Annotated in this window: 20 protein-coding genes; 6 read left to right on the top strand and 14 right to left on the bottom strand. The window is 69.5% G+C overall.

Annotation, left to right across the window (positions count from 1 at the left end):
- Positions 1 to 6 precede the first annotated feature (6 nt).
- The 4 genes from ACEQZY_RS08720 (at position 7) to ACEQZY_RS08705 (ending at position 3,326) form a co-directional block, all read left to right on the top strand.
- Positions 7 to 426 carry a rubrerythrin family protein gene (locus tag ACEQZY_RS08720; protein ID WP_341705402.1) on the top strand — a complete coding sequence of 140 codons (420 nt, stop codon included), beginning with the start codon at positions 7 to 9 and terminating at the stop codon, positions 424 to 426.
- Between the two features lie 141 nt (positions 427 to 567).
- Complete coding sequence (locus tag ACEQZY_RS08715; RefSeq protein WP_370153640.1) at positions 568 to 1,932, top strand: heterodisulfide reductase-related iron-sulfur binding cluster; 1,365 nt, start codon at positions 568 to 570, stop codon at positions 1,930 to 1,932.
- Positions 1,933 to 1,999: 67 nt separating this feature from the next.
- Positions 2,000 to 2,596, top strand: coding sequence for a DUF3501 family protein (locus ACEQZY_RS08710; protein WP_370153638.1), 597 nt, complete (start codon positions 2,000 to 2,002; stop codon positions 2,594 to 2,596).
- Positions 2,597 to 2,714: 118 nt separating this feature from the next.
- Positions 2,715 to 3,326, top strand: a complete 612-nt coding sequence (locus ACEQZY_RS08705; RefSeq protein ID WP_370153637.1) for a pyridoxamine 5'-phosphate oxidase family protein — start codon at positions 2,715 to 2,717, stop codon at positions 3,324 to 3,326.
- Here the strand turns inward: ACEQZY_RS08705 and ACEQZY_RS08700 are convergent.
- Positions 3,323 to 3,961 carry a TetR/AcrR family transcriptional regulator gene (locus tag ACEQZY_RS08700; protein WP_370153635.1) on the bottom strand — a complete coding sequence of 213 codons (639 nt, stop codon included), beginning with the start codon at positions 3,959 to 3,961 and terminating at the stop codon, positions 3,323 to 3,325. The two genes, ACEQZY_RS08705 and ACEQZY_RS08700, sit on opposite strands and share 4 nt — an antisense overlap.
- An 80-nt stretch (positions 3,962 to 4,041) precedes the next feature.
- Here ACEQZY_RS08700 and ACEQZY_RS08695 point away from each other — a divergent pair, with 80 nt between their 5' ends.
- Positions 4,042 to 4,686, top strand: a complete 645-nt coding sequence (locus ACEQZY_RS08695; protein WP_370153633.1) for a glutathione S-transferase family protein — start codon at positions 4,042 to 4,044, stop codon at positions 4,684 to 4,686.
- A gap of 16 nt (positions 4,687 to 4,702) precedes the next feature.
- On the opposite strand, the gene ACEQZY_RS08690 is transcribed toward ACEQZY_RS08695, so the two are convergent.
- The 4 genes from ACEQZY_RS08690 to cobA form a co-directional block, all read right to left on the bottom strand.
- Positions 4,703 to 5,203, bottom strand: coding sequence for a group III truncated hemoglobin (locus ACEQZY_RS08690; protein ID WP_370153631.1), 501 nt, complete (start codon positions 5,201 to 5,203; stop codon positions 4,703 to 4,705).
- An 82-nt stretch (positions 5,204 to 5,285) separates the two neighbouring features.
- Complete coding sequence (locus tag ACEQZY_RS08685; RefSeq protein ID WP_370153629.1) at positions 5,286 to 5,855, bottom strand: SH3 domain-containing protein; 570 nt, start codon at positions 5,853 to 5,855, stop codon at positions 5,286 to 5,288.
- Positions 5,856 to 5,933: 78 nt separating this feature from the next.
- Positions 5,934 to 7,247 carry a cobyrinate a,c-diamide synthase gene (locus ACEQZY_RS08680; RefSeq protein WP_370153627.1) on the bottom strand — a complete coding sequence of 438 codons (1,314 nt, stop codon included), beginning with the start codon at positions 7,245 to 7,247 and terminating at the stop codon, positions 5,934 to 5,936.
- A complete protein-coding gene (gene cobA / locus ACEQZY_RS08675; protein WP_341705395.1) occupies positions 7,229 to 8,035 on the bottom strand; it encodes a uroporphyrinogen-III C-methyltransferase in 807 nt (268 codons plus the stop codon). Before cobA ends, ACEQZY_RS08680 begins: the two co-directional genes overlap by 19 nt.
- Before the next feature lie 111 nt (positions 8,036 to 8,146).
- On the opposite strand from cobA, the gene ACEQZY_RS08670 reads away from it, so the two are divergent.
- Complete coding sequence (locus ACEQZY_RS08670; RefSeq protein WP_341705396.1) at positions 8,147 to 8,911, top strand: cobalt-precorrin-6A reductase; 765 nt, start codon at positions 8,147 to 8,149, stop codon at positions 8,909 to 8,911.
- 2 nt (positions 8,912 to 8,913) lie between these two features.
- Here the strand turns inward: ACEQZY_RS08670 and cobM are convergent, their stop codons facing one another.
- Genes cobM through cobN form a run of 9 tightly spaced genes read right to left on the bottom strand, consistent with a single transcriptional unit; the run spans position 8,914 to position 20,006 of the window.
- Positions 8,914 to 9,696 carry a precorrin-4 C(11)-methyltransferase gene (gene cobM / locus ACEQZY_RS08665; RefSeq protein ID WP_341705397.1) on the bottom strand — a complete coding sequence of 261 codons (783 nt, stop codon included), beginning with the start codon at positions 9,694 to 9,696 and terminating at the stop codon, positions 8,914 to 8,916.
- On the bottom strand, positions 9,693 to 11,510 hold the full coding sequence (gene cobJ / locus ACEQZY_RS08660) for a precorrin-3B C(17)-methyltransferase (protein ID WP_370153624.1): 1,818 nt from the start codon (positions 11,508 to 11,510) through the stop codon (positions 9,693 to 9,695). The genes cobM and cobJ overlap by 4 nt, the downstream gene beginning before the upstream one ends.
- Positions 11,507 to 12,226, bottom strand: coding sequence for a precorrin-2 C(20)-methyltransferase (gene cobI, locus ACEQZY_RS08655; protein ID WP_341705624.1), 720 nt, complete (start codon positions 12,224 to 12,226; stop codon positions 11,507 to 11,509). Before cobI ends, cobJ begins: the two co-directional genes overlap by 4 nt.
- A gap of 10 nt (positions 12,227 to 12,236) precedes the next feature.
- On the bottom strand, positions 12,237 to 13,445 hold the full coding sequence (cbiE, locus tag ACEQZY_RS08650; RefSeq protein ID WP_341705623.1) for a precorrin-6y C5,15-methyltransferase (decarboxylating) subunit CbiE: 1,209 nt from the start codon (positions 13,443 to 13,445) through the stop codon (positions 12,237 to 12,239).
- On the bottom strand, positions 13,442 to 14,098 hold the full coding sequence (locus ACEQZY_RS08645) for a precorrin-8X methylmutase (RefSeq protein ID WP_370153621.1): 657 nt from the start codon (positions 14,096 to 14,098) through the stop codon (positions 13,442 to 13,444). Before ACEQZY_RS08645 ends, cbiE begins: the two co-directional genes overlap by 4 nt.
- Before the next feature lie 12 nt (positions 14,099 to 14,110).
- Positions 14,111 to 15,130: a sirohydrochlorin chelatase gene (locus tag ACEQZY_RS08640; protein WP_370153620.1), complete on the bottom strand. Its 1,020-nt coding sequence runs from the start codon at positions 15,128 to 15,130 to the stop codon at positions 14,111 to 14,113.
- A 4-nt stretch (positions 15,131 to 15,134) separates the two neighbouring features.
- Positions 15,135 to 15,518: a RidA family protein gene (locus tag ACEQZY_RS08635; RefSeq protein ID WP_341705524.1), complete on the bottom strand. Its 384-nt coding sequence runs from the start codon at positions 15,516 to 15,518 to the stop codon at positions 15,135 to 15,137.
- 13 nt (positions 15,519 to 15,531) lie between these two features.
- The gene (cobO, locus tag ACEQZY_RS08630) at positions 15,532 to 16,176 is read right to left on the bottom strand and encodes a cob(I)yrinic acid a,c-diamide adenosyltransferase (RefSeq protein ID WP_341705523.1); all 645 of its coding nucleotides are present in this window, start codon (positions 16,174 to 16,176) and stop codon (positions 15,532 to 15,534) included.
- Entirely contained in the window at positions 16,173 to 20,006 is a 3,834-nt protein-coding gene (gene cobN, locus ACEQZY_RS08625; protein ID WP_370153617.1) for a cobaltochelatase subunit CobN, read from the bottom strand. The genes cobO and cobN overlap by 4 nt, the downstream gene beginning before the upstream one ends.
- Between the last annotated feature and the right edge of the window lie 7 nt (positions 20,007 to 20,013).

The following is a 20,013-nucleotide window of genomic DNA, read 5'->3' as shown; positions in this document are numbered from 1 at the left end:
ACCAGCATGCCCGCCCTCAAGAGCACCAAGACCCACGAGAACCTGAAGGAAGCCTTCGCCGGCGAGAGCCAGGCGAACCGCCGCTATCTCTACTTCGCCCAGAAGGCCGACGTGGAAGGCTACAACGATGTCGCCGCCGTGTTCCGCTCCACCGCGGAAGGCGAGACCGGCCATGCCCATGGCCATCTCGAATTCCTGTCGGAAGTCGGCGACCCGGCCACCGGCGAGCCGATCGGCGACACTTCGCTGAACCTGAAGGCGTCGATCGCCGGCGAGACCCACGAATACACCGACATGTATCCGGGCATGGCCAAGACCGCCCGCGAGGAAGGCTTCGACGAGATCGCCGAATGGTTCGAGACCCTCGCCAAGGCCGAGAAGAGCCATGCCGGCCGCTTCCAGAAGGCCCTCGACACGATGGGCTGAGCCCGTCTGTCCGGTGACGTGACGATCCGGAGGGCCGGCGCAGCAGTGCCGGCTCTCCGGACTTTCCGCTGAAACGGCTGCCTGCCCCAAGCTTTCCGGCAGCCCGTCAGACGCACCCCGCCTGCTTCCGGAGACCGGCTCATGAGAGAAGGCAGCCTCGACGCGCCCACACGCCATCCGCTCGACTGGCAGAATCCCGATTTCTACGACATGGAGAAGATCGATGCCGAATTGCGGCGCGTCTTCGACATCTGTCACGGCTGTCGCCGCTGCTTCAATCTCTGCGACAGTTTCCCGCGCCTGTTCGACCTGATCGACGAGTCGCCGACCGGCGAGCTCGACGAGGTCAAATCCGCCGATTTCAAGCCGGTCGTCGATGCCTGCACGCTCTGCGACCTGTGCTACATGACCAAGTGCCCCTATGTGCCGCCGCACGAGTTCAATCTCGATTTCCCGCATCTGATGCTGCGCTACCGCGCCGCCGAGCGGAAGGCGGGCCATACCGACTTCGCCGGCGACCAGCTCAGCCGGACCGACCGCAACGGCAGGCTGGCCGGCCTGGCCGCGCCGGTGGTGAACTGGGCCAGCGCGCGCGGCAACGGCCTGACCCGCGGCCTGATGGAAAAGGTGGCCGACGTCCATCACGATGCCGCGCTGCCGGAATTCCATGGCAAAACCTTCGTCGCCCGCGCGAAAGCCGATCCGGCGGCGGCGAATGCGGCGGCACCCGGCGCCGGCAGGCGCAAGGCGGCGATCTACGCCACCTGCTTCGTCAACTACAACAATCCCGATATCGGCACCGCGGCGCAGAAGATCCTCGCCCATAACGGCGTCGAACTGCGGGTCGACTATCCCGGTTGCTGCGGCATGCCGCGGCTGGAACAGGGCGATCTCGACGATGTCGCCACGAAGGCGCGCACGGTGGCCGCCTTCTATGCGCCGCTGATCGACCAGGGGTATGACGTGGTGGCGATGGTGCCGAGCTGCGCCCTGATGATGAAGTTCGAATGGCCGCTGATCCTGCCGGACGATCCGCTGATCAAAAAGCTGGCCCAGGCCACCTTCGATGTCTCGGAATACATCGTCGACATCGCCAAGAAAGAGGGCCTTGCGCCCGGACTGAAGCCGCTGGAGGGCGGGGTCACCCTGCATCTGGCCTGCCATGCGCGCGCGCAGAATATGGGCGCCAAGGCGGCCGAGATGATGCGGCTGATCCCCGGCCTGGAGAAGGGCGGCGACCTTGCCGTGATCGAGCGCTGCTCGGGCCACGGCGGCTCGTGGGGCGTGCGCAAGGATTTCTTCGAGGTCGGCATGAAGGTCGGCAAGCCGGTGGCGCGCACGGCCGTGAAGGAAAACAAGGCCCATATCGCGTCCGAATGCCCGCTGGCGGCGATCCATATCCGCCAGGGCATGGAACGCGAGGGGAAGGACAAGGAAGGCTTTGCCCTGCCGGCGAAGGCCGAGCATCCGGTGGAGCTGTTTGCGAAGGCCTACGGGCTGCTGTAGAAGGCCGCTGATCGAAGCGACACCAACTGGGTAGGCGGAGGGGCATCCGGCAACTCAGGAGAGGATCATGTATATGGCACCGAAGACCGACATCACCCGCGCCGACATCCTGCCGATGGAGGAATTCGTCAAGCTGCGCAAGGACAAGCGCGCCGAGGTGGTGGCGGTGAAGAAGAACCGCCGCGTCGGCGTCGGCCCCTTCTGCACCTTCTATTTCGAGAATTACGCCACCATGTGGTGGCAGATCCACGAGATGCTGTTCATCGAAAAGGGCGGCGAGGAACAGGTTGCCGACGAGCTGGCCGCCTATGCGCCGCTGATCCCCAAGGGCCGCGAGCTGGTCGCCACCTTCATGATCGAGGTGGACGATGCCAAGCGCCGCCCGGCGGTGCTGGCGCAGCTGACCAATATCGACCAGACGATCGTGCTGGAATTCGGCCCCCACAAGGTGCGCGCCGTGCCGGAAGACGACGCCGAGCGCAACCGCGAGGACGGCAAGACCTCGGCGGTGCATTTCCTGCGCTTTCCGTTCACGGCCGAGCAGGTCGCCGCCTTCCGCGCGCCCGGCACCCGCGTGCTGCTGGCCATCGAGCATCCGAATTACGGCCATATCGCCGTGCTGCCGGATGCCGTGCGCGACAGCCTGGCGGCGGATTTCGCCTGAGGCTCTTCGTCGTTCCCGCGCAGGCGGGAACCCGGTCCTTCGATCGCCTGGACCCCCGCTTTCGCGGGGGTGACGATGGAGGGGAGGTCGCGATAAACTCCCGGCAAAGGAGTCCATCATGACCGCCACCCTCTCCACCGAAGCCGCCCTGCGCGACTGCTATGCGCAGCCCGCCGAGATGGTGCAGAAGAAGATCCTGTCCCGCCTCGACAGGCATGCCAAAGCCTTCATCGCGCTGTCGCCGATGGTGATGCTGGCCACCGCCGGGCCGGACGGTGCCGACTGCTCGCCGCGCGGCGATGCGCCCGGTTTCGTGCGGGTGGAGGATGATGCCACCCTGCTGCTGCCCGACCGCCGCGGCAACAACCTGATCGATTCCCTGCGCAACGTCACGCAGCAGCCCTCGGTCGGCCTGCTGTTCCTGGTGCCCGGCATCAACGAGACCCTGCGGGTGAACGGCACGGCCGCCATCGTCACCGATGCGGCCCGGCTGGCGCCGCTGGCGGTGCAGGGCCAGGTGCCGGCCTCGGCGCTGGAGATCCGCGTGCGCGAGGTGTTTTTCCATTGCGGCAAGGCGATGATCCGCTCGGAGCTGTGGAATCCGGAAAAGCATGTGCCGCGCGGCACCTTCCCGACCTTGGGCCGCGTCATCGCCGACCAGATCGCCGGCGTGGATGCCGAAGCCGCCGACGCCAATCTCGCGGAAGCCTACAGGACGCGGCTGTACTAGGCGTCCTGCGACAGCAGGCCGTCAACCAGTCTGCCCAGTGCATCGCGGGTCTCGCGGCGGAAGCTGCGACGCGGCGCGGCCAGCTGCTGCAGCACGAGGCCGGTCAGCGTGGCCACGAACAGTTCGGCGTGGCGTGGCGGATCGGCCGAGCCGGCGGCGGCCAGGGCCAGCGCCGCGCTCTGCCGCCAGGTCGCGAACCAGGCCTGCACCACGTCGGCATGGCGCCGGCTGCGTGCCGCGGCCAGAAATGCCTCGTAGCAGGCGATGTGGGCCTCGGCATTTCCCTTCAGCTCGTCGGCATACCAGGCCGTCAGGGCGTCGAGCCAGGCGCCGGCATCCATCGTCTTGCCCTGCAGACTGAGAGCCAGGGCCTGCAGCCGCCCGGTCTCGCGGGCCAGCGCGTGGCGCAGGGCTGCCTCGACCAGGGCGTCGCGGCTCCTGAAATGATGGGTGATGGCGCCCAGCGACAGGCCGGCCTCGGCGGCAACGGCACGATGGGTGACGCCGTCGATGCCGTTGCGGCCGATGATGCGCAAAGTCGCCTCCATCAGGGGGCGCTGGCGTTCGGGGATCGTGCCGGTCTCGCTCATGCCGGTCTCGCTCATGCCGGTGTCGCTCATGCCGGTGTCGCTCATGTTGACATCGGGGCGGGCAGGGGTGTACAGAACATATGTTCTTTTTTCCGGGTCAAGAGTTCCGCTGCCGGGAGGATTGCATGCCCGCCTACCGTTTGCACCATTTTCCGGAATCGGGAAACAGCTACAAGCTGGCCCTGATGCTGACCCTGTGCGGTGAGAGTTTCGAGCCGGTCTGGACGGATTTCGGCGGCGGCATCACCCGCACCGCCGACTGGCGGGCCCAGGTCAACGAGATGGGCGAGATTCCGGTGCTGGAGGAAGACGGCCGGCGCCTGACCCAGACGGCGCCGATCCTGCTGAAGCTGGCGGAACGCTACGGCCGTTTCGGCGGCGCCGCCGAAGACGAGCGGTACGCGATCCTGCGCTGGCTGTTCTGGGACAACCACAAGCTTTCCGGCTATATGGCGACCTATCGCTACCTGCGCACTTTCACGCCGAAGCCCGATCCGCAGATGCTGGCCTTCCTGCGGCGCCGCATCGACGACTTTCTCGGCATCCTCGACCGGCATCTGCAGGAAAGCGCTTTCGTTGCCGGCGCCCAGCCCAGCATCGCCGACCTGTCGATGCAGGCCTATCTGCATTATCCCGCGGACGAGCATGGCTACGATTTCGCCGACAGCCATCCGGCGATCAGCGCCTGGCTCGGCCGCATCGCGGCCCTGCCCGGCTGGCGGTCGGCCTATGACCTGCTGCCGGGCCAGCGGCTGCAGCATTACATGTAGGCTGACGAGGCGGCGTTCAGGCCGCCGGCTCGCTCTTCGCCGGCCCCAGCCAGCCGGGCGTTTCGCCGCGGGCAAAGCGCACGCCCATCAGCAGCGACTGGGCGATCCTCTGCGCGCGATCCTCGAACAGGGCTGCTGCCGGCGGCGGGCAGAGTTCGGCCACGGTGGCGCGGAACAGCCCGAGCCAGCGGGCGAAATGGGTGTCATCCAGCCCGCCGCCCTCCGCGTCGTTCAGCTTCACATGGGCGGGCATCGGCCGGCCGGCATAGCGGCCGGTCATCAGCAGCACCGACGACCAGAAATCGCACATCTTGGCCAGATGCATGTCCCAGTCGGCGATGGCGCCGGTGAAGATCGGGCCGAGCACGGCATCGGCGCGGATGCGGCCGTAGAAGGCATGCACCACGTCATGGATCATCGCCTCGGTCACGCCGGCGGCATGGCCCGGCGCAAGCTGCGCCCGGCGCGCGGCGCGTTCGGCATAGGTGCTGTCGGTATCGTCGTGTTGTCCTGCCATGCTGCCGATCTAGGACAGGCCGGCCCGGAAGGCGAGGCGGCGGATGGTCGCAGGGATGGCTGCAGGGGCCGGCTGCCGCTGCTCAGTCGAAAGTCTCGCCCGGATACAGGCCCCACAGACCGGCCCGCGGCATCCAGCCCCTGGTGCCGGCAATCTCGACCTGGCACCAGATCCGGTCGGGGCATTTGCGCAAGTACGCCTGCACGCCGGGCTCGGCTTCCAGCAGGATGTCGGACATCTCGTCGGGCTTGGCATGCAGCGCCCGCACCCGGCCCTCGATGATGCCGTAGCGGCGGCCGGAGGTGAGATTCTTGTGCACCCAGGCCTCGGTGCCGTCATGGTCGCGGATGCGGCGCCAGAATTCGTATTCGGCGGTGACCTCAACGGGCAGGTGGCGGCGCTGGTACTGCCAGGCGATCGGATAGCGGGCGCCGGGCCCCGTGCGGGCATTCACCTTGTCGGCGGCGAGGCTGACGAAGCGCGGCAGCGGCAGCCCGGAATCCGGGCCCTTTTCCGGCACCGCCGGCGGCGGCGCGGCGGCCTCGGCCGCAGCCGGCGCCTGCGGGGCGGCTGCGGCACCCCGGGCCAGCTGCAGCGGCAGGGCCGCGGCGGCGCAGAGCAGGAAGCCATACAGGACAGAACGCGTCATCATCAGGCCGGACTACACGAGACTGGGTAAATTTCGGTTAACCGAATCGGAACCGGAAGCCTAGCAGGGCGGACTGCCGGTTCAATCCCCGCGGTCGATCAGGTGCAGGTAGCTGCCGGCAACGCGGCCCAGACAGACGCCGGCGGGGCCGAGATCGGTACCTTCGGCATCGGCGATGCGGAACAGGGGCGGCGCGTCGCGGCCGGCCGTCTGCACAGAATAGTGGAATTCATGGCCGCGGAAGCGGCTGCCGGCGGCGCCGAACGGCAGCTCGGCCAGGGCGGTGATGCGGCGGTAGCCGAGCTGCCGCCGGCGTTCGGCAAAGCTGGTCGCCACCGGCAGCAGGCCCGCCATCACGTGATGCCCACCTTCGGCATCCACCAGGCCCTCGCCCAGCAGCATGAAGCCGCCGCATTCGCCATAGACGAAGGCCCCGCGTGCCGCCGCATCGCGCAGGCCCTGCATCAGGTGTGCATTGCCGGCCAGCCTGCCGGCATGCAGTTCGGGATAGCCGCCGGGCAGGAAGACGGCATCGGCATCGGCGGCCGGCGGCTCGTCCTGCAGCGGCGAGAAAGGCAGCAGCGCGGCACCGGCGGCGCGCCAGCCTTCCAGCAGATGCGGATAGGCGAAGGCGAAGGCGATGTCCTGTGCCACCGCGATGCGCTGGCCCGGCGGTGCGATCGCCACCGGCGGCACGGTGCGGCCCTCGGTGCGGACCGGCGCCAGCGCGGCGTCCAGGGCGGTGCGGTCCAGTCCCTGATGCAGCCAGTCGGCGGCGCGGTCGAGAAACAGGTCGAGCCCGCTATGCTCCTCGGCCTGCATCAGGCCGAGATGGCGGTCCGGCAGGGTCAGGTCCGCGCGCGGCGGCAGCGCGGCGATCACCGGCAGGGCAAGCGGTGCCAGCGCCCGGCGCAGCAGCGTCTCGTGGCGCGGGCTGGCAACGCGGTTGAGGATCACGCCGGCGATGCGGACGTCGTCGCGGAAGCTGCGGAAGCCATGCACCAGCGCCGCCACCGACTGGCTCTGCCGCGCCGCATCCACCACCAGCAGCACCGGCAGGCCGAGCAGGGCGGCAAGATCGGCGGTCGAGCCTTCGCCGCTGGCGGCGCCGTCGAACAGGCCCATCACCCCTTCGACCACGGCCAGCTCGGCGGCCCCGGCGCTCCAGCCGAACATCCCATGCAGGATGGCGGGCCGCATGGCAAAGGCATCGAGGTTGCAGCAGGGCCGGCCGGCGCTGGCGGCGCGATGGAAGGCGCCGTCGATATAGTCTGGTCCGGCCTTGAACGGCGCCACGCTGCGGCCCTCGCGGGCCAGCAGGCGCAGCAGCGCGAGGGTGACGGTGGTCTTGCCGCTGCCCGAGGCGGGCGCGGCGATCACGACGCCTTCTGGCATGACACGTCCCTGTCGGGAAGCAGCATGGCCTGCAGGTTGCTGGTGCCGAACTGCTGCTGCAGGTTCACCACCTCGCCGATCACGAACAGGGCGGGCGGCGCAAACCCGTCCGCCGCCGCGCGCCCGACGATGGTGTCGAGCGTGGCGGTCAGCACGCGCATCTGCGGCAGCGTCGCATGGCTGACCAGGGCGGCCGGCCGGTCGCCGGCCAGCCCGGCATGGCGCAGCTTCGCGACCAGGCGGTCGAGATGCTTCATCGCCATGTAGATCACCAGCACCGGCGAGGCGCGCACCATCGCCGCCCAGTCGAGGCTGTCGGGCAGTTCGCCCTGGGCATTGTGGCCGGTCAGGAAGGTGACGCAGGAATTGGTGTCGCGGTGGGTCAGCGGAATGCCGGCATAGGCCAGCCCGCCGATGCCGGCCGAGATGCCGGGAATGATGCGGAAGGGGATGCCGGCCTCGCGCAGGGCCAGCGCTTCCTCGGCGCCGCGGCCGAACACGAAGGGATCGCCGCCTTTCAGCCGCAGCACGCGGCGGCCCTGCCGGGCCAGTTCGATCAGCCTGAGCGTGATGTCGCGCTGCTTCGGCGAGGGTTTGCCGCCGCGCTTGCCGGCATATTCCAGCATGGCAGCCGGCTTCGCGCAGGCGAGGATCGCCTCGCCGACCAGGGCGTCGTAGATCACGGTATCGGCCTGGTTCAGCGCGTTGACCGCATGCAGCGTCAGCAGCCCCGGATCGCCGGGGCCGGCACCCGCCAGCCAGACCTGGCCGGGCGGAAAATCAGGCATTTCAAGGGCCGGCAGCTGCATTGCACCAAGGTACACCGGGCCGCCGACGGTGTATACTCCGGGCCATGCCGCAGCAGACCGAGAGCATCGCCGGCCGGATCGCGGGGCGCCATGGCTAGGCTGCGGCGCCTGCTGCTGCTGGGCGGAACCGGCGAGGCGCTGCGACTGGCCCGCGAGCTTGCCGGCCATGACCGGCTGTATTGCATCTCGTCGCTGGCCGGGCGCACCGAACAGCCGGTGCTGCCGCCCGGCGCGGTGCGCACCGGCGGTTTCGGCGGTATTGCCGGCCTGACCGATTATCTGGTGCGCGAGAAGATCGACCTGGTGCTGGATGCGACGCATCCCTTCGCGGCCCGGATGGCGCAGCATGCCTTCGAGGCCTGCCGCGAACTCGGCCTGCCGCGCGCCAAGCTGGTGCGCCCGCCCTGGGTCGCATCGCCCGGCGACCGCTGGACGATGATGCCCAGCGTGCAGGCGGCGGCGGTGTTCCTGCGCTTCCACCCGGTACACCGGATCTTCCTCACCGTCGGCCGCCAGGAACTCGGTCCCTTCCTGCCGCTGGGCGGCGCGCGCAACGGGGCGCGCTGGTTCCTGACGAGGCTGGTCGAACCGCCGGATGGCGACATCCGGCTGCCGGCCGGCGAACTGGTGCTCGGCCGCGGGCCCTTCCCGCCGGAAGACGAGGCGGCACTGATGCGGCAGCACCGGATCGACCTGCTGGTGACCAAGAATTCCGGCGGCGCTGCCGGCAAGATCGCGGCGGCAGCCGAACTGCATATTCCGGTGCTGATGATCGAGCGGCCGCCACTGCCGCCCGGCGACATCGTGGAAAGCACCGGCGCGGCGCTGGCCTGGCTGAACACCACGGCGCTGTAGGTTCAGGCCTTCGGCTTTTTCGCTTTCCTTCCCGGCCGCAGCACATGCACATGCTGCGGATCATAGAGGGCGCTGTCGCGGAATTCCGCGGCCTCGTCCAGCACCCGGCCGACCAGGATCAGCGCCGTGCGGGTAATCTTCGCCGCGCGGATCTTTGCGGCGATATCGGCCAGCGTGCCGCGCAGGATCTGCTGGTCGGGCCAGCTGGCGCGCACCACCACCGCCACCGGGCAGCCGGCGCCGTAATGCGGCGTCAGTTCGTCCACCACATGGCGGATGTTGCGGATCGACAGGTGGATGGCCAGCGTCGCGCCGGTGCGGCCGAAATTGGCCAGGGTCTCGCCGGCCGGCATCTCCGACGACTTCATCGCCGTGCGGGTCAGGATCACGCTCTGGGCGATGTCGGGCAGGGTCAGCTCGGTCTGCAGCGCGGCGGCGGCGGCGGCGAAGGCCGGCACGCCCGGGGTGATCGTGTAGGGAATGCCGAGTGCCTTCAGGCGGCGGATCTGCTCGGCGATGGCACCGTACAGCGAGGGATCGCCGGAATGCACGCGGGCGACATCCCGGCCTTGCTCATGGGCGGCCGTGATCTCGGCCATGATCTCGTCGAGATTGAGCGGCGCCGTGTCGATCACGCGTGCGCTCTTCGGCGCCAGGGCGACCACCGCGTCGGGCACCAGCGAGCCGGCATAGAGGCAGACCGGGCAGGATTCGATCAGCGTCGCGCCGCGCAGCGTGATCAGGTCGGCCGCGCCCGGGCCGGCGCCGATGAAATGGACGGTCACGGCGTTCTCTTCTTCTCGTAGCCGCGCGGCGTGTAGACGAAGCGGCGGCCGTTCTGTAATTCGATACTGCGGCTTGCAGACGCGCCGACCACCACCACGGTCAGCATGTCGACCGCATCGATGTCGAGATCGCCGAGGGTGGTGATGGCGATCCGCTCGCCCTCGCGGCCGAGATTGCGGGCCAGGATCACCGGCGTGGCGGCATCGCGATGCTGCAGCAGGATATCCTTCGCCATGGCCAGCTGGGTGCGGCGGCGCTGCGAGACCGGATTGTAGAAGGCGACGACGAAGTCGCCCTGGGCGGCAGCCTTCACCCGCTGCAGGATGGTGTCCAGCGGCGTCAGCAGGTCCGACAGCGACACGGTGCAGAAATCGTGGCCCAGCGGCGCCCCGGCCCGCGCGGCCGCCGCCTGCATGGCCGATACGCCCGGCGCCACGGCAATCGCCAGCCGCTGCCAGTCGCGGCGCTGCGGCTCGGCCTCCAGCAGTTCGAAGACCAGCGTCGCCATGGCATAGATGCCGGGATCGCCCGAACAGACCAGCGCGACGTGTTTTCCTTCGGCGGCGAGATCGAGGGCGGCGCGCACCCGCGTCTCTTCCTCGCCGAGATCGTAGCGGTGCAGGGTCTTGCCGGCGGCGAGATCGGGATAGAGATCGAGATAGAGGCCGTAGCCGACCCAGTCGGTGGCTTCGGCAAGCGCGATGCGCGCCTCCGGGGTCAGCCACTGCGCGTCGCCCGGGCCGGTGCCGACCACATGCAGTGCGCCGCGCCGGCGGCCGCGGGCGGCACCGTCGAAGGGCTGCGGCGCCAGTGCGATGGCGCAGGTGGCGCGTGCGGACTTGCGCTTCTCTGCCAGCAGGGTCGCGTCCGGCCCGGCGGCGGCCAGCGCCGCCGCTTCCGACACGCCATGGCAGCCAACCTCGGCAAAGACCACGTCGGACGGATTGGCCAGCCGCGGCGTTTCGGCCTCCAGCGTCGCGGCGTCGAAGAAGCGCAGGGGCGCCTCCAGCCAGCGGGCCAGTTCATGCATTGCCGGCTCGTCGGCCTTCAGGTCCAGCGAATACACGCCGGCAATCGCCGCCCGGGCGAGGTTGCGCTCGGCCAGCATGCCCTGCACCAGCCGGATCAGCTCGACCGGCGAGCAGCCGCGCTCGCAGCCCACCCCGATGGCCAGCGCGCGCGGATGATAGACCAGCCGCGTCGGGTCGGTCTCGTCGGCCTCCTCCGGGCTGACGGCGATGGTCAGCGCGCCTTCCGGGTCGATCGGCAGGTTGCTGCCGTCCAGCCAGGGCGCGTCGCCCTCGATGCGCACCTTGCCGCCGCGCAGCAGCGCGGCCATGAAGCCCTTCGCGGCGTCCGGGTTGCCGAGGCTGTAGCCCTCCGGCGGCTCGTCGAGGCCGAGGCCGAAGACGAGATCGCCGGCCGTGGTGATGGCGGCCGCGCTTTCCAGCACGGTGGCGATGCGGCGCGCCAGCAGGTTGCCGCCATGATGGCCGCCGAGCAGCGGCACCACGGCCGAGCCATCGGCGGCCACCGCGATCAGCGGCGGTTCACTGTGCTTGTCGGCCAGATGCGGCGCCACCGCGCGGATCAGAATCCCGGCGGCGCAGATGCCGATCACCGGCCGGCCGGCCAGGAACAGCGCGGCAATCGTGTCGGTCGCCTTGCCGCCGGGGGGTACCAGCGGCAGGGCATGCACCAGGGCGGCATCATCGGGCGCATAGACTTCCCAGGCCGGGAAGGCGGCCATCAGCATCTGGGCGGCCTTGCGCGCATTGGGGGTCAGCAGGACCAGGGCAGGAGGGCCGCTCACGATTCGAACTCCATGGCATGGGCCTCGCCGCGCCTGTGCACGAGGATCATGGCGAAATAGGGGATTGCGGCCGGGTCGACCGCGGCCAGCGGCAGGATGCGCTGGGTCGCCATGGTGGCGCGCTCGACATACTGGGCGCGATCGCTGAGGCCGAGTTTCTGCAGCAGCGTCACGATGCGCGGACCGTGGCGGCCGAGCTTGAGGATGGCGGCGGCATCGGTCTGCGCCAGCCGCGCGGCGATGGCATCGTCGTCCAGCGGTGCCGGGATCACGGTCAGCACATCGTTGCGGGCGGCGAGCGGATGGCCGAGCGCGGCGGCGCAGGCGGTCAGCGACGAGACACCGGGCACGACCTCGACCGGGAAGCGTTCGGCCAGCCGGCCGAACAGATACATGAACGAGCCGTAGAAGAACGGATCGCCCTCGCACAGCACGGCGACATCGCGGCCGGCCGCCAGATGCCCGCCCAGCTCGGCCGCCGCGCGGTCATAGACATTCTGCGCCGGAAACCGTTCGACGGTGAGCGGCATGCGGATGGCGATCTCGGTCTGGCCGCCGGGCAGATGCGGGGCGACGATGCCGCGGGCAAGGCTGTCGCCGGTCTCCGGTGCCGGCCAGGCCAGCACCGGCGCGGCGCGCAGCAGTCGCAGGGCTTTCAGGGTAATCAGCTCGGGATCGCCGGGGCCGATGCCGAGGCCATACAGCGTGCCGGTCATGGGTGTTCACTCATTCCTTCACCAGACTCCATTGCGTCACCGGCATCATCGCATGCCAGCCGTGAAAGCGGCCGACATGGTCAGCGCGCGCCACCGCCAGCCGCGACAGCTCGCCGCCATGGCGCTGCCAGCCCTGCACGATGACGGCCTCGCCTTCCAGCGTCACCACATTGGCAACCAGGCGGCCGCCGGGTTTCAGCGCGGCGACGCAGCGGTCGACCAGGCCGTCGACCAGGATGCCACCGCCGATGAAGATCGCATCGGGTGCCGGCAGGCCGTCCAGCGCGCCGGGCACGGTGCCGTCGCGGATGTCGAGCTGCGGCACCCCCAGCAGCAGGGCATTCTGCGCGATCATCTGCCGGCGGCTGTCGCGCGCCTCGATGGCGATGGCGCGGTTGCGACGGTCGGCGCGCAGCCATTCGATGCTGACCGTGCCCGAGCCGGCGCCGACATCCCACAGCAGGTCGCCGGGAAACGGCGCCAGCCGCGACAGGGTGACGGCGCGCACCTCGCGCTTGGTGATGTTGCCGTCATGCAGGAAGACATTGTCATCAAGGCCGGGCAGCCGCGACCAGGCCGGCCCGTCCTGCACCGCGATGGCCAGCGTATTGAGATCGGCGCAGTCGGCATATGGCCAGGCATCGGCCCGCGCCGAGACGATCCGTTCGCGCGGTCCGCCCAGATGTTCCAGCACGGTGATTTCGGCCGAACCGAAACCGGCCTTCGCCAGATGGGCGGCAACGGCGGCGGGTGTCTTCCCGTCCTCGCTGAGCGCCAGGATGCGGGCGCCGGGATGCAGATGCAGGTTCAGCAGGGCCAGCGGCCGGCCATGCAGGGTGATGCAGTCGGCGGCATCGACGGCCCAGGCCATGCGGGCGGCGGCCAGCGAGAAGGCGCTGATGCCCGGCAGGATCACCACCTCGGCGGCCGGAACCCGCTTCGCCAGGGTGACGCCGATGCCGAACCATTGCGGATCGCCGCTGGCCAGCACGCAGATGCGGCGGCCGCGCTGCTGCACGAGCTGATCGACCAGGTCCAGCAGCGGGCTGCTCCAGCTGCGGCGCTGCTGGCCGGATTTTTCGGGCACCAGCGCCAGATGCCGCTCGCCGCCCACCAGCAGTTCGGCGGCGTCGATCAGGCTGCGCGCCGCCGGTGCCAGTCCGGCGATGCCGTCCTCGCCCAGTCCGATCACCGACAGCCAGGGCTGCTGCGTGGTCATGCCGTCTCTCCCCCCCCGATACCGGCCGGGCCGGCCAGCGCATTCAGCGCCGCCGCCGCCATGGCGCTGCCACCGCGCCGGCCGCGCAGGGTAGCATAGGGAATGCCGGCGGCGTCGGCGATCAGCGCCGCTTTCGATTCGGCGGCGCCGACGAAGCCGACCGGGAAGCCGAGGATGGCGGCTGGCCGCGGCGCATCCGCCTCGTCCAGGATTTCCAGCAGGCGGAACAGCGCGGTCGGCGCGTTGCCGATCGCGACCACCGCGCCCTGCAGATGCGGCCGCCACAGTTCGACGGCGGCGGCCGAGCGGGTGGTGCCGTCGCGCCGGCCGATCTCGCGCGCTGCCGGGTCGTTCAGGAAACACAGCACCGGCTGCCCGGCCGGCAGCCGCGCCCGGATGATGCCATGCACCACCATCTCGGCATCGCAGAGCACCGGCCGGCCGGCATCGAGCGCCGCCCGCACCGCCGCCGGCAGGTCCGGGGTGAAGGCGAGATCGGGCAGGATCTCCGGCATGCCGCAGGCATGGATCAGCCGTTCGGCCAGCATGTCGATCCCCGGCGGCAGGGCGGACAAATCCACCGCGGCACGGATCCGCGCGAAGCTGTCGCGGTAGATCGCGTCGGGGTCGCGCAGATAGTCGTAGCGGCGCATCCGGTGCCGGCCTCAGTCCGTCAGCGTCTTCGGGCCGAGCGGGTGGTCGGCATGGGGATAGGGATGGTGCCCGTGGTCATGGCTGCGCCCATGCCCGTGACCGTGACCGTGATCGTGATCGTGGCCATGGTCATGATGGTGGTGCCCCCCGGTGCCGATGCCCTCGACATGGTGGTGGTGGCTTTCCTGCGCCAGCCCGACCTCGTCCTCGAAGCCGAGCACCTGGGCGCGGTACTTGCACATCTGGCAGTTCATGTTGTTGCTGCCGTCGAGGATCTCGCGCAGGCGATCCTCGAACACGTCCAGCACCAGCGGATGGTCGTTCAGGTAGCCGGCCTTGATGAAGCCGATCTGCGGATGGGCGGCCGCCACGCGGTCGGTATAGTCGTAGATGCGCTCGACGAGAATCCCGGTGAACAGGAAATACGGGAAGACGATCACCCGGCGATAGCCCAGCTTCGCCACATGCTCCAGCGCCGGCTGCACCAGCGGGAAGGTGACGCCGGAATAGGCGGTCTCGGCCCAGCCGAAGCCGAACCCTTCCCACAGCATGCGCATCACTTTCGCGATGTTGGAATTCGCATCGGGATCGGAGGTGCCGCGGCCGACCACCACCAGGGCCGTCTCGTGGCGCGGCACGTCATCGCCGGCGGCGTCCAGCGCCTGCTGGATGCGATCGCCGGCGGCGCGCAGCATCTTCAGGTCGATGCCGAGATCACGCCCGTAGGAAATCGACACGTCCGGATGCTCCGCCTGATAGCGGTTCAGCACGCTCGGGATGTCGTTCTTGGCATGGCCGGCGGCAAACAGCATGCCGGGCAGGGCGAGAATCCTCGTGTTGCCCTTCTCGCGCAGGGCATCGAGGCCGTTGCGGATGATCGGCGTGGCGAATTCGAGGAAGCCGAAATCGACATCGTATTGCGGCAGGCGGCGTTTCATATGCTGCGCCAGTGCGGTGAACTCGGCCACCGCGCGTTCGTCGCGGCTGCCATGGCCGCACAGCATGACGCCGGTTTTTTCAAGCTTGAACATCGGTTCAGTCCATGGCGATGGCTTCGACTTCGAGAAGCCAGTCGGAATCGAGGGTGCCGGCGATGATGGCGCTCATGGCGATCCTGCGGTCGCCCAGCACCTCCTGGCGGATTTTTCGGTTGGGCAGGACATGGGCGCGGTCGGTCAGGAAGGCGGTGATCTTCACCAGGTTGTCCAGCCCCATGCCGGCCTCGCGCAGCACGCTCTCGATATTGCGCCAGACATTGCGCGCCTGGCTCTCGAAATCCGGCGGGATGCTGCCGTCGGGCGCCGCCGGAATCTGGCCGCTGACGAACAGGATGCGGCGGCCCTCGGCTGCCAGGCAGCCATGGGCATAGCCGCCGACCGGGGCGGCGATGTCGTCGGGATTGAAGCTGGTTTTCTGCATGGCGGGGTCCTGCTCAGAATTCGATGCCCTTCTGGGCCTTCACGCCGGCCTGGAAGGGATGCTTGATCTCGGTCATCTCGGTCACCAGGTCGGCGGCCTCGATCAGTTCCGGCTTGGCATTGCGCCCGGTCACCACGATATGCAGCCTGTCGGGACGGGCCTGCAGGGCCGCGACCACGGCGGCGAGATCGAGATAGTCGTAGCGCAGCACGATATTCAGCTCGTCGAAGACCAGCAGATCGTATGCCGGGTCGGCACCGCGGCAGGCCTCGATCATGCGCTGGGCCTCTTCCCACGCGGCCCTGGCCGCGGCGATGTCGCGGGCGCGGTCCTGGGTGTCCCAGGTGAAGCCCTCGCCCATCGCCCTGATCGTCACCTGGTCCGGGAAGTGTTCCAGCACCACGCGTTCGCCGGTCTGCCACTTGCCCTTGACGAACTGCACAATGCCGACGCGGAAACCGTTGCCGATGGCCCGTGCCACCAGGCCGAAGGCGGCGGTGGACTTGCCCTTGCCCTTGCCGGTATGGACCATGAGAAGACCTTTCTCGATGGTCTTGGTGGCCAGCATGCGGTCGCGCACCTCCTTGCGCTTCCTTGCCTTCTCGTTGGCGCGGGCGTTGATCTCGTCTTCCGTCAGTCCGGTATCCTTGATCTTCATGCGGCGGTCATCCTGTCGAGCAGTTCGGCAGCGGTGTTGGCGTGTGGCCGCCACAGGTTGCGGCGGATCGCCTCGCGGAAACGGGCGGCGATTTCCTTCGCGGCGGCCGGGTTGTTCGCCTCGATGAAGCCGCGGGTTTCCGTGTCGGCGAGATAGGCGTCGTACAGCAGGTCGAAATGATGGTCGCGCACGAGCCCGGTGGTGGCGGCGAAGGCGAACAGGTAGTCGACCGTGGCGGCGATCTCGAAGGCGCCCTTGTAGCCATGCCGCTTCACGCCCTCGATCCATTTCGGATTGGCGGCGCGGCCGCGCACCACGCGCGCGATTTCTTCTTCCAGGCGGCGGATGCGCGGGTTTTCGGGGCGCGAATGGTCGTTGTGATAGGCGGCCGGCGCCTGGCCGGCGGCATAGCGGACGGCCGCCACGGCGCCGCCCTCGAACTGGTAATAGTCGTCCGAATCGAGCAGGTCGTGTTCGCGGTTGTCCTGGTTCTGCACCACCGTGTCGACGGCGGCCAGCCGGCGGGTGAAGCCGGCATAATCGGCAACGCCCTCGGCCTCCTCGCCATAGGCATAGCCGCCCCAGGCGATATAGGCGCGGGCGAAATCCTCGCTGCTGTCCCAGCCGCCCTCGTCGACCAGGGCCTGCAGCCCGGCGCCATAGGCACCGGGCTTGGCGCCGAACACACGATAGCCGGCGCTGCGCCGGGCGGCATCCGCCGGCAGGCCGCCGGCCACCAGCCGGTCGATCTCGCCGCGGGCATGGGCGGCCAGCGGATTGAGATGCTCGGGCTCGTCCAGGGCCTGCACGGCGCGGCTGGCGGCATCGAACAGGGCCACCTGCGCCGGAAAGGCGTCGCGGAAGAAGCCACTGACCTTCAGGGTCACGTCGATGCGCGGGCGGTCCAGCAGGTCGAGCGGCACGATCTCGAAGCCGGTGACGCGGCCCGATGCGCCTTCCCAGGTCGGGCGGGCGCCGATCAGGGCCAGCGCCTGGGCGATGTCGTCGCCGCCGGTGCGCATGTTGGCCGTGCCCCAGGCATTCAGCAGGATGGCGCGCGGCCATTCGCCATGGTCCTGACGGTGGCGCTGCAGCAGGGCATCGGCCGAGCGCCAGCCCAGTGTCCAGGCGGCCGGGGTCGGCAGGCTGCGCGCATCCAGCGAATAGAAGTTGCGCCCGGTCGGCAGCACTTCCGGCCGGCCGCGGGTCGGCGCGCCGCTCGGGCCTGGCGGCACGAAGCGGCCGTCCAGCCCGCGCAGCAGGTTTTCCATCTCGCTGCGGCCGCAGGCCAGAACGGCCGGGCGCAGCTCCTCGTCGATGGCGGCCAGCACGGCGCGGGTGGCGTCCCAGTCCTCGGCCGGCAGCCGGCGGTCGCCGACCAGCTGGCGGGCCAGAAGTTCCAGCCGCTCGACAGTGTCGCCGCAGCTGCGCCAGGGCGCCGTCGTCATGTCGTGCAGTATCGCCGGCCGTGCGCCGCGCCAGTCATTGGCATAATCGACGGACAGCGGATCGAACTGCAGCCCGAGATCCCCGGCCAGCGCGCGCAGCAGCGAGGCATCGCCGCCGGGAATGCCGCCGCCCGCACTGCCCTGGTTCAGGCCACCCTGGCGCAGGCTGCGTTCGAGGTTGCCGCGCGGCAGCCGCACCAGCGCCACCAGCAGGTCGACCAGGGCATCGCCCTGCGGCGCCCGGCCGAAGATATGCAGGCCGTCGCGGATCTGCAGTTCCTTGAGATCGCAGAGATGGTTGTCCAGCTTCAGCAGGGCGCTGTCGGTATCCTCATCGGGCCGGATGTTGCAATCGGCATCGAGACCGATGCGGCGCGCCTCGGCGAGGATGCGGTCGGCCAGCAGGGGCAGCCGGCGGCGGTCGAGGCCGGCCGCCTCGTAATACTCGTCGACCAGCTGTTCCAGCGCCGCCAGGTCGCCGTAGATCTCGGCGCGGGTCAGCGGCGGCGTCAGGTGGTCGATCACCACGGCGGCGGTGCGGCGTTTTGCCTGAGTGCCTTCACCGGGATCGTTCACGATGAAGGGATAGAGCTGGGGCAGCGGACCGAAGACGGCTTCGGGAAAGCAGTTCTCCGACAGCGCCAGTGCCTTGCCGGGCAGCCATTCGAGGTTGCCGTGCTTGCCGCAATGGATCACCGCATCGGCACGGAAGCGGTCGCGCAGCCAGAAATAGGCGGCGAAATAGGCATGCGGCGGCACCAGGTCGGGATCGTGATAGGTCCGCGCCGGGTCGATATTGTAGCCGCGGGCCGGCTGCACCATCACGGCGACATGGCCGAGCAGCAGCACCGGCAGGGCGAAGCCGTCCGGCTGGCCGTCATCGTCGCCGCGGCGCAGATGCGGATCGGCTTCCGGTCCGCCCCAGCATCCGGTAACGGCCTCGCGCACGGCGCTGGGCAGGGTGGCGAAATGGATCCGGTAGGTTTCCAGCGGCAGCAGCACGCGGCTCTGGCGCAGCGCGCTGGCGGCAAGGTCGTTGGTCGGCCCTTCCTGCAGCGCCTCGATCAGCCGGTTGCCGCTGACCGGGATGGCATTCAGCTCGTAGCCGGCATCCTTCATGGCGCGCAGGATTCGCACGGTGCTTTCCGGCGTATCCAGACCGACGCCGTTGCCGATGCGGCCGTCGCGGTTCGGGTAATTGGCCAGCACCAGGCCGACACGGCGTTCGGCCGGTGCCTTGCGCGCCAGCCGCGACCAGTTGGCGGCCAGCCTGGCGACGAAACGCGCGCGGCCTTCATCGGCAGCCAGCCGCACGATGCTGCATTCGGTGCGCGGATCGAAGGCGGCCTCGGCCTTGAAGGCGACGGCGCGGCTGAGGATGCGGCCGTCCACTTCGGGCAGGGCGACGCCGATGGCGAGATCGCGCGCCGACAGGCCGCGCGTGCCTTCCTGCCACTGTTCGCGCGGATTGCTGGCGAAGATCACCTGCAGCACCGGGCAGTCGCATTGCGCCAGCGGGTCGGCGGCCTCGTTCTGTGCGCCGTCGCGTCCCGGCGAGCCGACGGCGAAACTGGTTGCGTTCAGGATCACGTCGGGCGGCGCCATGTCGAGCAGGCTGGCGACGATGTCGGCCGACAGCGGATCCTTCAGGCTGGTGACGAAGATCGGCAGCGGGTTCAGCCCGGCCGCGGTCAGCGCGTCGATCAGCGTGTCGACCGGGCCGACATCGCCGGCCTGCATCTGCGCCCGGTAGAAAATGACTGGGGCAACCGGCTGCGGCCCGGCCACCGACCTGGCCCAGACGATGCGCAGGCGGTCCAGGTCCGGTGCGGTTTCGCCCGGCCAGTAGATCCCGGCCGGCGGCAGCGGCCGGGCCGGCATCGCCCGGCAGTCATGGCCGGTCAGCGCGGCGGCATGCAGCAGGGCCTGCTGCAGGTTGTCGATGCCGCCTTCGCGGAAATAGGTGAAGAGCTGGGCGCAGTCGGAATCGTCGAGGGTCGAAAAGCCGTCGAGACCGGGATCGGGCCGCCGGTCGCCGGGCAGCATGGCGAGGCCGATGCCGCGGCTGCGGCAGATGTCGCTCAGCCGCTCGATGCCATAGGGCCAGTAGCTCTGGCCGCCCAGCAGCCGCACGATCACCAGCCTGGCATGGGCGATCACGCTGTCGACATAGAGATCGACCGAATAGGGATGCGACAGCTGCAGCAGGTTGGCCAGCCGCAGCGACGGGAAATTTCCGGGCAGGGCGGCGCAGGCGCTGCTCAGTGCCGCCAGCTCGCTGTCGGCGGCGCTCAGGATCACGATGTCGCCGGGCGTCTGTCCCAGGTCGACGGCACCATCCGCCGTCGCCGTGCCGCCGGGTATCGCGTTGAGCAGATGCACCTGCCGT

The organism is Ferrovibrio sp. (assembly GCF_964218355.1).
Classification (GTDB): domain Bacteria; phylum Pseudomonadota; class Alphaproteobacteria; order Ferrovibrionales; family Ferrovibrionaceae; genus Ferrovibrio.
The sequence above is the reverse complement of the archived record's forward strand: the minus strand, read 5'-3'. Positions and strand labels throughout refer to the sequence as shown.

What these genes read in the sequence shown, in the direction of transcription:
- cbiE (WP_341705623.1), bottom strand. Translation starts at nt 13,445, where the DNA reads ATGACCACGCAGCAGCCCTGGCTGTCGGTGATCGGACTGGGCGAGGAC.
- cobI (WP_341705624.1), bottom strand. Translation starts at nt 12,226, where the DNA reads ATGACCGGCACGCTGTATGGCCTCGGCATCGGCCCCGGCGATCCCGAG.
- ACEQZY_RS08715 (WP_370153640.1), top strand. Translation starts at nt 568, where the DNA reads ATGAGAGAAGGCAGCCTCGACGCGCCCACACGCCATCCGCTCGACTGG.
- cobA (WP_341705395.1), bottom strand. Translation starts at nt 8,035, where the DNA reads ATGCCTGATTTTCCGCCCGGCCAGGTCTGGCTGGCGGGTGCCGGCCCC.
- ACEQZY_RS08705 (WP_370153637.1), top strand. Translation starts at nt 2,715, where the DNA reads ATGACCGCCACCCTCTCCACCGAAGCCGCCCTGCGCGACTGCTATGCG.
- ACEQZY_RS08670 (WP_341705396.1), top strand. Translation starts at nt 8,147, where the DNA reads ATGGCTAGGCTGCGGCGCCTGCTGCTGCTGGGCGGAACCGGCGAGGCG.
- ACEQZY_RS08685 (WP_370153629.1), bottom strand. Translation starts at nt 5,855, where the DNA reads ATGATGACGCGTTCTGTCCTGTATGGCTTCCTGCTCTGCGCCGCCGCG.
- ACEQZY_RS08700 (WP_370153635.1), bottom strand. Translation starts at nt 3,961, where the DNA reads ATGAGCGACACCGGCATGAGCGACACCGGCATGAGCGAGACCGGCATG.
- ACEQZY_RS08720 (WP_341705402.1), top strand. Translation starts at nt 7, where the DNA reads ATGCCCGCCCTCAAGAGCACCAAGACCCACGAGAACCTGAAGGAAGCC.
- ACEQZY_RS08680 (WP_370153627.1), bottom strand. Translation starts at nt 7,247, where the DNA reads ATGCCAGAAGGCGTCGTGATCGCCGCGCCCGCCTCGGGCAGCGGCAAG.
- ACEQZY_RS08690 (WP_370153631.1), bottom strand. Translation starts at nt 5,203, where the DNA reads ATGGCAGGACAACACGACGATACCGACAGCACCTATGCCGAACGCGCC.
- ACEQZY_RS08695 (WP_370153633.1), top strand. Translation starts at nt 4,042, where the DNA reads ATGCCCGCCTACCGTTTGCACCATTTTCCGGAATCGGGAAACAGCTAC.
- ACEQZY_RS08710 (WP_370153638.1), top strand. Translation starts at nt 2,000, where the DNA reads ATGTATATGGCACCGAAGACCGACATCACCCGCGCCGACATCCTGCCG.
- ACEQZY_RS08635 (WP_341705524.1), bottom strand. Translation starts at nt 15,518, where the DNA reads ATGCAGAAAACCAGCTTCAATCCCGACGACATCGCCGCCCCGGTCGGC.
- ACEQZY_RS08640 (WP_370153620.1), bottom strand. Translation starts at nt 15,130, where the DNA reads ATGTTCAAGCTTGAAAAAACCGGCGTCATGCTGTGCGGCCATGGCAGC.
- cobO (WP_341705523.1), bottom strand. Translation starts at nt 16,176, where the DNA reads ATGAAGATCAAGGATACCGGACTGACGGAAGACGAGATCAACGCCCGC.
- ACEQZY_RS08645 (WP_370153621.1), bottom strand. Translation starts at nt 14,098, where the DNA reads ATGCGCCGCTACGACTATCTGCGCGACCCCGACGCGATCTACCGCGAC.